13 protein-coding genes are annotated in these 12,545 nt (G+C 40.9%); 12 read left to right on the top strand and 1 reads right to left on the bottom strand.

Features of this window, described 5'->3' with window-relative positions:
- Positions 1–34: 34 nt before the first annotated feature.
- Positions 35–787, bottom strand: a complete 753-nt coding sequence (locus tag JZO83_RS10090; protein ID WP_207115663.1) for a MurR/RpiR family transcriptional regulator — start codon at positions 785–787, stop codon at positions 35–37.
- 163 nt (positions 788–950) lie between these two features.
- Here JZO83_RS10090 and pfkB point away from each other — a divergent pair, with 163 nt between their 5' ends.
- From pfkB to JZO83_RS10030, 12 genes are all read left to right on the top strand, one after another.
- Positions 951–1,883, top strand: coding sequence for a 1-phosphofructokinase (pfkB, locus tag JZO83_RS10085; protein WP_207115662.1), 933 nt, complete (start codon positions 951–953; stop codon positions 1,881–1,883).
- Positions 1,883–3,268 (top strand): PTS fructose transporter subunit IIBC, encoded by a 1,386-nt coding sequence (locus JZO83_RS10080; RefSeq protein ID WP_207115661.1) that lies wholly within the window; start codon positions 1,883–1,885, stop codon positions 3,266–3,268. The genes pfkB and JZO83_RS10080 overlap by 1 nt, the downstream gene beginning before the upstream one ends.
- 19 nt (positions 3,269–3,287) lie before the next feature.
- Positions 3,288–3,743: a fructose PTS transporter subunit IIA gene (locus JZO83_RS10075; RefSeq protein ID WP_207115660.1), complete on the top strand. Its 456-nt coding sequence runs from the start codon at positions 3,288–3,290 to the stop codon at positions 3,741–3,743.
- A complete protein-coding gene (lacD, locus tag JZO83_RS10070; protein ID WP_207115659.1) occupies positions 3,740–4,723 on the top strand; it encodes a tagatose-bisphosphate aldolase in 984 nt (327 codons plus the stop codon). Before JZO83_RS10075 ends, lacD (JZO83_RS10070) begins: the two co-directional genes overlap by 4 nt.
- A 376-nt stretch (positions 4,724–5,099) precedes the next feature.
- Positions 5,100–5,843, top strand: a complete 744-nt coding sequence (locus tag JZO83_RS10065) for a GntR family transcriptional regulator (RefSeq protein ID WP_207115658.1) — start codon at positions 5,100–5,102, stop codon at positions 5,841–5,843.
- Positions 5,844–5,846: 3 nt separating this feature from the next.
- Entirely contained in the window at positions 5,847–7,028 is a 1,182-nt protein-coding gene (locus tag JZO83_RS10060) for an SIS domain-containing protein (RefSeq protein ID WP_207115657.1), read from the top strand.
- 18 nt (positions 7,029–7,046) lie between these two features.
- Positions 7,047–8,027 carry a tagatose-bisphosphate aldolase gene (lacD, locus tag JZO83_RS10055; protein WP_207115656.1) on the top strand — a complete coding sequence of 327 codons (981 nt, stop codon included), beginning with the start codon at positions 7,047–7,049 and terminating at the stop codon, positions 8,025–8,027.
- Between the two features lie 55 nt (positions 8,028–8,082).
- The gene (locus JZO83_RS10050) at positions 8,083–8,562 is read left to right on the top strand and encodes a PTS sugar transporter subunit IIB (protein WP_206855402.1); all 480 of its coding nucleotides are present in this window, start codon (positions 8,083–8,085) and stop codon (positions 8,560–8,562) included.
- Positions 8,563–8,576: 14 nt separating this feature from the next.
- Positions 8,577–9,467: a PTS sugar transporter subunit IIC gene (locus tag JZO83_RS10045; protein WP_207115655.1), complete on the top strand. Its 891-nt coding sequence runs from the start codon at positions 8,577–8,579 to the stop codon at positions 9,465–9,467.
- Positions 9,454–10,263 (top strand): PTS system mannose/fructose/sorbose family transporter subunit IID, encoded by an 810-nt coding sequence (locus JZO83_RS10040; protein WP_206855409.1) that lies wholly within the window; start codon positions 9,454–9,456, stop codon positions 10,261–10,263. Before JZO83_RS10045 ends, JZO83_RS10040 begins: the two co-directional genes overlap by 14 nt.
- Positions 10,264–10,276: 13 nt before the next feature.
- Positions 10,277–10,678 (top strand): PTS fructose transporter subunit IIA, encoded by a 402-nt coding sequence (locus JZO83_RS10035; protein WP_207115654.1) that lies wholly within the window; start codon positions 10,277–10,279, stop codon positions 10,676–10,678.
- Positions 10,679–10,855: 177 nt separating this feature from the next.
- On the top strand, positions 10,856–12,286 hold the full coding sequence (locus JZO83_RS10030) for a glycoside hydrolase family 1 protein (protein WP_207115653.1): 1,431 nt from the start codon (positions 10,856–10,858) through the stop codon (positions 12,284–12,286).
- Positions 12,287–12,545 lie beyond the last annotated feature (259 nt).

The raw sequence follows: 12,545 nt of genomic DNA, 5'->3' as shown, positions 1-12,545 counted from the left end.
GTTTTCGATTATCAGTGCTTTTTTAATATGCTCCTCAATCCCCCTTCTTCACCCGGATCGCATACGAATCCAACAAGATTCGCGCAATCACAGAAAGTGGTAATCGAGAGCGGACTTCATATTCAGGGAAAAAGGAGATTTCGGACTTAAAGCCAATCAAGGATAATTCTGCTAAGTGATTCAAACGGCTTTCCCGGGAGGCGGTAATCAAGATCGAACTGATTTCCTCACGATAGCAATTTTCCGCAGCGGCTACTAATTCTTCTGTTTCACCGTTCAGGGAAATAAAAAGAACGACATCTTTTTTGTGCAATTTGCGACTGATTGTTTTGATGATATTTGGATCGGTATGAAGAACACAGTATTTATCGAGTAGCTGAAATTTTGTTCGCATTTCTTCCCCAATCATTTCGGAAAATCCTCTGGCAAAGATAATGATTCTTTGTGAACTCCAGATTTTTTGAATCGCATCTTCGATTACCCCTGTATCTAACATGTTGATCGTACGCACGACTTCTTGCTCATTTTTTAGAATGGAGCTTTTTATTTCACTATCCACTTTATCTACAGTAGAAAAATTGATTTTTGTATTCTTTTGTTCTTTTAGATAATGCTTGAACGAGGTATAGCCTTCATAGCCTTTTTTCTTCATCGTGCGAACGATCGTCGTGGTGGATACATTTGCCCGTTCGCTTAACTTGATGATCGATAGATTAGGGATTTCCTGAATGTGGTTCATCATATAATCCCATAAAAAATTTTCTGCTTCACTCAACTTATGCTCCATCCATTTCACCCCTTTATTTTTTATCTTTTTATTCTACCACGAATGTAACCCCTTACTTTTGTGAAATTCTGTTTTGTAAAGTTTTCCCTAAATTTGTCTTGATTTAGAAAACATGTACAACAAAAAACAGGTCATACTGTAGATAAAGTTAGGAGGCGCAAAGATGGCTAACGTATATACATGTACGATGAATCTGGCGATTGATCTGTTTATCGAAGTAGAACAACTTAAACCGAATATCGTGAATCGATCAATCGATGATGACATCCAAGCAAACGGGAAAGGTGTCAATGTTTCACTGATTTTAAAGAAACTAGGCATACCAAATACTGCGCTCGGTTTTAGTGGAGGGTTTACCGGGGCTTATATCGAAGACTGTTTGACCAAGGAAGGGATTGAAGCTCGTTTTGTTTCAGTGCCGGGAATGACTAGAATCAATGTATTTACTCAGGTGAATGAGGAAGCCGATGAATACAAGCTAGTCAATCGTGGTCCAGAGATTGATCAACAGGGGATCGAAGAATTACTTGCGAAAATCAAGCAATTGTCAGCGGGGGATTATCTTTGTGTTTCGGGGAGCTTGCCAAGAGGCGTGCCAGAAGAGACCTTAGTGGCAATCAGTAAAATTTGTCATGAGAATGGCGTGCGTTTGATTTTAGATACAAGTGCTAAGATCGTTACCCAATGTTTAAAGTATCAGCCGTTTTTATTGAAACCGAATGAACAGGAATTGGCAGAATGGTTTGAGGAAGAAATCGCAGAAACGCAATACGTCAACTATTGTCAGAAGTTATTAGCCGCAGGGGCTCAACATGTGTTGTTGTCATTAGGTGAAGCTGGTGGAATTTACGTGAACAATGACTATTGTTTATCAGGAAATGCACCGCAAGGAAAAGTCGTCAATACTGCTTGTGCCGGCGATACATTATTAGGGACTTTTTTGGCAGGGATGATCAAAGGAGAAGATCCTATAGATTTTTTCAAGAACAGTTTAGCTGCTGGTAGCTCGACTGCGTTTCAAAAAGGATTAACTGATTTTACAGATGTAGCAGAGTTGAAAAAAGAAATCACCATTCATAAGGAGGAATTCAGATAATGGCTAAGTATCGATTAATTGCAGCAACTGGTTGTCCGACAGGAATTGCCCACACGTATATGGCACAAGAAGCACTGGAACAGGCAGCGAAGAAAAAAGGGATTTCGATCAAGGTGGAAACGCATGGCCAAGTAGGGGTGGAAAATCGACTGACAGAACAAGAAATCATTGAAGCAGAGGCAGTGATTATTGCAGCGGATAAAGATGTTCAATCTGAACGGTTTGCTGGAAAAAGAATCATTGATGTTTCCGTCTCTAAAGGGATCAAAGAAGCCGAACAGCTGATTGCGGCGGCTTTAAGCGGAGCAGGAGTGGTTTCTGAAAAAGTAAAAACAACAGATAATGAAAAACAGCATGCGCAACAAAGCATTGGTCACGGCATCTATAAGAATTTGATGAATGGGGTTTCCCATATGTTGCCTTTTGTGGTCAGTGGTGGGGTCTTGATTGCAATTTCTTTTCTATGGGGAATCTATTCTGCTGATCCGGCGAATGCGCAATACAATGAATTTGCGGCGAGTCTGAATCGCATCGGTGGTTTTGCGATGAGTATGATGGTACCGATTCTTTCCGCGTTTATTGCTGAAGGAATTGCTAAGCGACCTGGGTTGGTTGTAGGCTTTGTCGGCGGACTGATCGCTTCAGATGGTGGGACGGGCTTCTTAGGAGGGATTATTTCCGGTTTCTTGGCGGGCTATATCGTGTTGGGATTAATGAAAGCGTTAAAACCTTTGCCTAAATTCTTGGATGGTTTAAAAGCGATTTTCTTATATCCCGTACTAGGTGTACTGATTACCGGGTTGCTCATGACGGTCATTTCAGGACCGATGGCGAGTATCAATGAAGGCATGATGGATTTTCTGGCAGGGTTTGAAAATTCAAGTCCATTAGTTTTAGGCGTGATCGTCGGTTGTATGTGTGCGTTCGATATGGGTGGCCCGATCAATAAAGCCGCCTACGTGACTGGAACGGCTCTTTTGGCGCAAGGGAATACCAGCTTCATGGCAGGTGTTTCCGCAGCATGTATAGCGCCGCCATTGATTACTGGGTTTGCTGTTTTGCTTTTTGGCAAATACTTCGAGAAAAACGAAAAAAATGCTGGTTTAGTCAATTTCATTCTAGGATCAACACATATTACGGAAGGGGCGATTCCTTTTGCGGCAAAAGATCCGCTTCGTGTGTTGCCGATCATGATGCTTGGTTCATCAATTGCTGCTGTCTTGACTTATTTCTTTAGGGTACAAGTTCCGGCACCACATGGCGGGTTTCTCGTTTTACCAGTAGTGACACATGGTTTACTGTGGGTTCTGGCGATTCTTGCTGGATCTGTTGTGGGCGGCGTATTACTGGGCTTAGTTCAAAAAAGAAAGTCACTACGTGCGTGAAAGGAGAAGGATTCTTTTGATGAATAACTTATTTGTTTATACCAACGTTGTGTCAAATACTCGTGAAGCGGTGTTTGACTTTCTTTCAACAAAAATCGTTGAAGTAGGAAAGGCGACTGACGAGCAAGCGGTCAAAAATGGATTAAAGCTACGAGAAGCAGAAGGAACGACTGGTATGATGGATGGCTTTGCGATCCCTCATGCCAAAAGTGAAAGTATCCAAGAGCCAACGATCATTATCTTGAAATTAACGAATGCGGTTGCATGGGATAGTTTAGACGGTCAACCGATCAAGTATGTGATTGCTTTGTTTATTCCAGCCGCAGAAGCGGGGACTAGCCACTTGGTACTTCTTTCGCAAATGGCACGAATGTTGATGGATGATGGCTTTAAACAGGCGTTTATTGCGGCTGCCACACAAGAAGAAATTGTTGGTTTGATCGATTCTAGGTTAGAAGGGACGTTGAAAAGATGAGAAAAGTATCTGCGGAAAAATATCAGGCATTGATAAAGATGAGCAATCCAGAAGGCATCATTGGGGCTTTAGCGATTGATCAAAGAGGTGCGTTGAAAAAAATGATAGCAACACACAAAGCGGAGGTGGCAGCGGAGGATTTGATCCTTTTCAAAGAAAGTGTATCTGAAGAGTTGACCCCTTTCGCTTCTTCCATTCTTTTAGATCCAGAATATGGGTTGCCTGCTGCCGAAAAACGTGCCGAGACAGCTGGTTTGTTATTGGCTTATGAGAAAACCGGATATGATACAACGATACCTGGACGTTTGCCGGATACCTTAGCATTTTGGTCAGTCAAAAGATTAAAAGAAGCGGGAGCAGACGGATGCAAATTCTTGCTTTACTATGATGTTGACGAAAGCAAGGAAATCAATGAACGTAAACAAGCATACGTGGAAAGAATCGGTTCGGAATGTCTAGCGGAAGATCTGCCCTTCTTTTTAGAATTATTGTCTTACGATGCAACGATCGCTGATGCTACCTCAAAAGAATATGCGAAAATAAAACCGAAAAAGGTCATTGAAATGATGAAGGTTTTCTCTGATCCTAGGTTCAATGTAGATGTCTTAAAAGTAGAAGTACCGGTCAATATGAATGTTGTCGAAGGATTTGGAGAAGAAATCATGTATTCCAAGCAAGAAGCAACCGCTTTGTTCCAAGAGCAAAGTCAAGCAACTGACTTACCGTTTATTTTTCTGAGTGCAGGTGTCAGTGCGGAACAATTCCAAGAGACGTTGCGTTTTGCTAAAAATGCAGGTTCTTCTTTCAATGGTGTTTTATGCGGACGGGCGACGTGGGCAAGTGGCGTGACACCTTTTGCAGAACAAGGAACACAAGCGGCAAAAAAATGGTTAGCTGAACAAGGAAGAAGCAACATCGAAGAGTTAAATGAAGTCTTGATGCAGACAGCTTCTTCTTGGCAAGAAAAGCTTATTCGCTAGTCAATTTGTATCTTTAAAATAACGGAAAAGAAACACTTCAAGTACTTATCGGTGCGAAATGGAGTGTTTCTTTTTTTATGTTATTTTTTATTAAAATTTTGCTAATTATAAGAAAAAGAGGAGTTGATCGTACTCATTATTTTATAAAAAAATGAGGTAAATAAACTTTTTGATTACAAGGATTTTATTTATTTTTGCTATTGTTATGATGTTTTTTTATTTTAACTGGTATTTTCGAGGTATTTAAATGTGATTTATATATTTTCATTAAAAACGTTGTTATATAGCTGTTTTATGGTGTTTTTTGTGTTGACGTACGGTTATTTTTGACTTACGATTGTCTTGTGGTTATAACCAGTTCGGAAGGGGTATAAAAATGGAAAACTCTAGTAAGGGGAAACCGTTATATTATCAACTAGTTGATGCACTAAAAAAACATATCGAGGCAGAAATGATCCCTCATGATAAATTGTTGTCTGAGCGGGAATTATGTCTGTACTATGGGGTGAGTCGGACGACGGTTCGGCTAGCGTTGCAGGAGTTAGAAACACTTGGTTACATTTATAAGAAACATGGAAAAGGAACATTTGTCAGTGACTTATCGAATCAAGCCGGCAGTTTGGCGGGGGCTTACAGTTTCACAGAAGAGATGCAAGCATTGGGACGTACACCGAAAACGAGTATTTTAGCATTTGAAAAACTAGCAGCGACCAAGCAGTTGGCTGAATGTTTGAATGTCAATTTAGGCGAAGCGATCTTCAAGATCAAGCGGCTACGTTTAGCAGACGATGTGCCTTTAATGGTTGAGCGATCCTATTTACCAGCAAAACTGTTTCTTGGTCTTGATTTATCATTATTGGAAAGTAAGCCTTTGTATGATGTCTTTCTGGAAGATTTTGATCAACATGTCCAAGTGGCAGAAGAAGAATTTTACGCAAGTATTGTGTATGCAAAAGATGCGGAATTGCTGCACATCTGTGATGGAGCGCCGATCTTACATTTGAAACGGACGACGTTCAATGTCAAAAACGAGATCATCGAATACACAGATAGTATCGCAAGAGCAGACCAATTCCATTATAAGATCCGTCATGTTCGGAGTAATCTAGGGGGGAAATGAAAAATGTTTGAACTGTCAAAGGATGAATTAGAAAAAATAGGTGCAAGGATCACTACAGAAGAAATCAAGCAGCAGCCCGATCTTTGGGAAGAGGTTGTGGAAATCTTGGGAGAAAAGCAAAATGAACTCTCTCAGTTCTTTGATGAACTTGACAAAAGAGCCAACGGTAAGCAAATTCAAGTCATTTTTACCGGTGCGGGTTCTTCTCAATATGTCGGTGATACGATCGTTCCTTACTTAAATGAACATGGGGATACGGAACGTTTTGCCTTTCACAGTTTTGGTACGACAGATATCGTGGCTTCACCCAAAGAGTATTTGTTTCCTGATCAACCCACATTACTCGTTTCTTTTGCGAGAAGTGGCAACAGTCCGGAAAGTTTAGCAGCGGTCAATATTGCGGATCAAGTGGTAAACACACTTTTTCATTTGACCATTACCTGTGCAAAAGACGGCGAGCTAGCAAAAATCGGACATGGACAATCGCAACATTTCTTGTTGTTGATGCCAGAAAAATCAAATGATGCCGGCTTTGCCATGACAGGTAGCTTTACTTGTATGTTATTGAGCGCACTTTGGCTTTTTGATACGACGAATACAGGTAAGAAACAAAAATATCTCCACACATTGAGCCGTATTGGTAGAGGTGTGATTGAAAGAGAGCAAGAATTAGCAGGGTTCTTAACGATTCCTTTTGATCGAGTGGCGTATCTAGGTTCTGGAAGTTTAGCGCAAGCAACAAGAGAAGCACAGCTGAAAATCTTGGAGTTGACTGCCGGAAAAATCGCGACGATCTTTGATTCTTCGATGGGCTTTCGTCACGGACCAAAATCCTTTGTCAATGATCAAACATTAGTGATTGGGCTTGTGACGAACCAAGAGTATACACGCAACTATGATATAGATATTTTAGAAGAAATCCATGAGAACGGTATTGCTGCCAATGTTTTAGCAATCGCTCAATCAACAAACAGAGATTTTTCTGGGACAAACTTTTTCTTAGAGCCAGAAGCGTTAGAATTACCTGATGCGTATTTATCTGTAGTCATGATTTTAACCGCACAAATCATTGCTTTGCATATGTCGATCAAAGTTGGTAATACACCTGACACGCCTTCACCGACAGGAACCGTGAACCGAGTAGTCAAAGGCGTGACGATCCATGAATATCCCGATGCGGAATAAAGGAGGAAACAAAAAAAGATGACACCAAACAAGAAAAAAGCGATGGAGCAATTGGCAACAAAAGACGGCATCATCAGTGCATTAGCAATCGATCAGCGAGGCGCATTGAAAAAAATGCTGTCGGCCTTAGGGCAAACGCCGACAGAGGAACAATTGATCGAATTCAAAGCGTTGGTTTCTAGTGAGTTGACGCCTTATGCTTCAGCTATTTTGTTAGATCCAGAATATGGATTACCCGCTGCCAAAGTTCGAGATCAAGAAGCTGGTTTGCTTTTAGCCTACGAAAAAACAGGTTATGATGTCTCCACGCCTGGACGTTTACCAGACCTGTTAAGTGATTGGTCTTCCTTGAGATTGAAAGAAGAACAGGCGGATGCAGTCAAATTTTTACTTTATTATGATGTGGATGAAGATCCTAAAATCAATCATTTGAAACATATCTTTATTGAGCGACTGGGAAGCGAGTGTGCAGGAGAAGATCGCCCATTTTATTTAGAACTACTTTCTTATGATGCTGGAATAAATGATAACGCTTCACCAGAGTATGCAAAGATCAAACCGCATAAAGTGATCGAAATGATGAAAGAATTTTCAAAACCTAGATACCAAGTAGATGTTTTGAAAGTTGAAGTACCAGTTAATATGAACTTTGTGGAAGGCTTTGGCGAAAAGGAAATCGTTTATAGTAAAAAAGAAGCAGCTGACTTTTTTAAGGCACAAAGTGAGACGACCCATTTACCATTTATTTTCCTAAGTGCCGGTGTGTCGGCTGAATTATTCCAACAAACACTGATCTTTGCGCATGAGTCAGGTTCCAGCTTCAATGGTGTCTTGTGTGGGCGAGCGACTTGGAAAGACGGCGTCAAAGCGTATGTAGAGTCTGGAAAAGAAGGGGCTATCCAATGGCTGCGGACACAAGGTAGACAGAATATTGAAGCCTTGAATCAAGTGATCAATCAGACAGCAACCCCTTGGTATCAAAAATCAGGCAAAGAATGAAAGCGTTACCTTTGTTTTTGGGGATAGGAAATTTATTTGTAAAGGAGAAGGAACAATGGCAATTATTGGTGTAAGAATCGATGGGCGTTTGATCCATGGACAAGTCGCGAATCTTTGGGTAACGAAGTTGTCGATTACTCGAATATTAGTGGCGGATGATGAGGTCGCAATGAATGCAGTAGAAAAAAGCGGATTGAAATTAGCAACGCCAGCAGGAGTTAAGTTGAGTGTTTTGCCAATTGAAAAAGCAGCAGAAAATATCTTGGCAGGGAAGTACGATTCCCAACGTTTACTGATCGTTGCGAAAAAACCTGATCGATTATTGAAACTTGTTGAATTAGGTGTACCGATCAAGGAAATCAATGTGGGGAATATGTCTCAAACCAATGAAACAAGATCAATCACAAAATCGATCAATGTGGTCGAAAAAGATATTGAAGATTTTAAACAGTTACATGCACGTGGGGTCCATTTGACCGCACAAATGGTGCCAAGTGATAAGGCAGAAGACTTCATGAGTCTTTTGAATAAATAAGGAGGGATTAGTAAATGTCCATTCAATGGTGGCAGATCTTATTATTGTCTTTATACGCAGGTTATCAAATTTTAGATGAACTACAAATCTATTCCTCGATGAGTGCCCCTGTTTTTGCCGGATTGTTCGCCGGTTTAGTCATGGGTGATCTGCAAGCTGGCTTGATCATCGGAGGAAGTATGCAACTGACCGTCTTAGGTGTTGGTACATTTGGTGGGGCTTCAAGAATCGATGCGAATTCAGGAACGATACTGGCAACTGCTTTTTCTATATCATTAGGAATGAATCCAGAACAGGCAATTGCAGCAATTGCCGTTCCTGTCGCTAGTTTAATGATCCAGCTAGATATTTTAGCCCGCTTTGCGAATACGTACTTCGCTCATCGTATCGATCAACATGTAGAAACAATGAATTATAAAGCAATTGAACGCAATTATTTATTAGGTGCTCTTCCATGGTCATTATCACGTATGATCCCTGTCTTTCTAGCTTTAGCATTTGGTGGCGGACTCGTTGAAAACGTCGTTGCTGTGCTAAACGGCGATTTGAAATGGTTAGGGGATGGCTTATCTGTCGCAGGAGCCGTTTTACCAGCAGTCGGTTTTGCTATTTTACTACGTTATTTACCAGTCAAGAAACATTTTCCTTATCTGATTTTAGGTTTTACGATCACTGCCTTGTTAGCTACATTGTTCTCAAATGTCCAGTTACTTGGAACGAGTGTCGCAAGTGTTGTCAAAGATTTGCCAGCAGCCTTCAACTCACTACCGATGTTGGCAGTGGCAATGATTGGCTTCTCGTTGGCAGCGATCAGTTATAAAAATAATCAACGAACAGAGAATCAGCAAGTAGCACCTCCACATTCAACCTCTGAGGAAGGAGAAATCGAAGATGACGAAATCTAATTACAAGTTAACGAAAGAAGATTTTACACAAATCAATCGGCGAAGTCTATTGACCTTCCAATTAGGCTGGAATTATGAACGGATGCAAGGTTCAGGGTATCTTTACACGATTTTGCCGCAACTGCGAAAAATCTATGGAGATGATACACCCGAATTAAAAGAAATCATGAAGACACATACACAGTTTTTCAATACTTCAAACTTTTTCAATACGATCATTACAGGGATCGATTTAGCGATCGAAGAAAAAGAAGGCATCGCCTCAAAAGAAACTGTTTCTGGGATGAAAGCTGGATTGATGGGGCCGTTCGCCGCCATTGGCGATTCCATTTTCGCCGCATTGATCCCAACTATTTTTGGGGCATTAGCAGCTAACATGGCGATCAATGGTAACCCCGCAGGTATTTTTATTTGGATCGCCGCACAAATCGCAGTCATGATCTTTCGTTGGAAACAATTGCAGTTTGCTTATAAGGAAGGTATTTCTTTAGTCACGACGATGCAATCACGGTTGACCGCTTTAACAGATGCCGCAACCTTACTGGGGGTATTTATGGTTGGCGCATTGGTTGCTACGATGGTGAATGTGAAATTTTCCTGGGCGCCAAGTATCGGTGATGTAACGATGAATATGCAAAATAATATCGATATGATCCTCCCTAAATTATTACCAGCAGCCATCGTTGGCGGGGTGTATTGGTTATTAGGTAAAAAGAATATGACATCCACAAGAGCGATTTTTATCGTCTTGATCATCTGCGTGGTCTTATCTGCTCTAGGTGTGATCTCAAAATAGGAGAGTGTTGTAAATGAGCAAAGAGTTAGTTCTTGTCAGTCATGGACAACTTTGCGAAGGACTAAAGGCAAGTACTGAAATGATCATGGGACCGCAAGCTCATATCCACACGATTCCTTTATTACCAGAAGAAGGAACAGAGGACTTCAAAGAAAAATTTCTTTTGGCCGTTTCTTCGTTGGAAGACTATGTGGTCTTTTGTGACTTGATGGGCGGGACACCAGCAAACAGCATTGCCCAATTGATCATGGAAGGAGAATCGATCGAACTGTATGCAGGAATGAATATGCCGATGGTCATCGAGTTTATCAATAGTCAAATGGTTGGCACGCAGCCTGAATATGTTCGTTCTGGTGCAGAGAATATTTTGAATGTGAACCAAGTGATTGCTGCATTAGCAGAAGAGGATGAATAAAATCTGTGTTTGACAACGGTTACAAAAAATAGTATCGTTTAGATAGGATAGTGATTATTCAGTTAAGCTAGACCTGATCAACGGCCTTTTTAGGTGGTTGATTAGGTCTTTTTTTATACCCAACACTAGAATAACTGCGGTAAGGCTATCGATCAAATTGAAAAGGAGCAATGACTGATGAGTTTTCCAAAGAATTTTTTATGGGGTGGCGCGACAGCGGCGAATCAATGTGAAGGGGCATGGGATGTAGATGGGAAAGGAGATTCGATCAGCGATCATAATCGAGCAGGCAATCGTACGATGGGGAAACGACGCACATTTGATTTAGTGATCGATGAGACCAACTATTACTACCCGAGTCATACCGCCATCGATTTTTATCATCGCTACAAAGAAGATATCGCATTGTTTGCTGAAATGGGGTTTAAAGCCTATCGCTTATCGATCGCGTGGACACGGATTTTTCCAAATGGGGACGAAGAACAACCAAATGAAGAAGGCTTGAAATTCTATGATGCGATCTTCGATGAACTACATAAATATGGAATCGAACCGATCGTAACGATCTCGCATTTTGAATTGCCGTTTCATTTGGGGAAAACGTATGATGGTTTTTTAGATAAACGGACGATCGAATTTTATGAACGCTATGCAACAACCCTTTTTGAACGATACAAAAATAAAGTGAAATATTGGTTGACCTTCAATGAAATCAATTTCGGTGTCTTAGAGCATGGAAAACAAATCAACGGGCTGTTCAATCGCACATATACCGAAACAGAAAAGTATCAAGCTTTGCATAACGTCTTTCTTGCTTCTGCTCGCGCGGTGATTGCCGGTCATAAAATCAATCCTGATTTTCAGATTGGCTGTATGTTGGCGTATATCACGATGTATCCCAAAACATGTCATCCATTAGATGTTTTAAAGACGCAACAAATGAATGATCGTTTAAATTATTTTTGTGGAGATGTCCAAGTCAAAGGTGCGTATCCTTATTACATGAAACGCTACTTTGAAAAAGAAAACATCGACGTGGTGATCACGGAAGAGGACTTAGCCCTTTTGAAGGAAGGCGTAGTCGATTACTATACATTTAGTTATTACATGAGTACTTGTATTGCAGATGATCTAAACGATCGATCGGATAAAAGTGGCGGCAATTTATTTGGGGGTGTCGCTAACGAGTATCTTGAAACGAGCGAGTGGGGCTGGCAAGTAGATGCTGTAGGGCTACGGTATACATTGAATCAAATTTATTCTCGCTATGAGATCCCAGTGATGGTAGTAGAAAATGGACTTGGGGCTGTCGACAACATCGAACCAGACGGCTCGATCCATGACGATTACCGAATCGACTATCTCGCCCAACATATCCAAGAAATGGGGAAAGCAATCGATGATGGCGTGGATTTGATCGGCTATACTTCTTGGGGCTGTATTGACTTGATCAGTGCAGGAACTGGTGAAATGAGTAAACGGTATGGCTTTATCTATGTTGATCGAGATGACGAAGGCAACGGCACATTAGCCCGCTCCCCTAAAAAGTCATTTTATTGGTATCAAAAAGTGATCGCAACAAATGGTGAAAGTGTAGAAATGAAATAATACGATCGAAAATAGTCCACATACGATTAGACAATCAACCGTATGTGGGCTATTTAGTGACTGATCTTTCAGATTATGAGTCCAAACCCGACGATTATGATTGGTTTTAGCTACCAGAAGTAAACTCATGTTATAGTAAAAAAGTTGCTTCTGATGTACATTCGGTTTTGGAGAGAAGAGGCAATGGATTAGCACGCTCCTTTAACCAAAATAAGTAAAAAATATCCTAAGAATAAGAGAAAAGGTGTTATTGTTAGGT

The sequence above is a fragment of the Enterococcus sp. DIV1298c genome, assembly GCF_017316315.1.
In the GTDB taxonomy this organism is placed as follows: domain Bacteria; phylum Bacillota; class Bacilli; order Lactobacillales; family Enterococcaceae; genus Enterococcus_B; species Enterococcus_B mangumiae.
The sequence above is the reverse complement of the archived record's forward strand: the minus strand, read 5'-3'. Positions and strand labels throughout refer to the sequence as shown.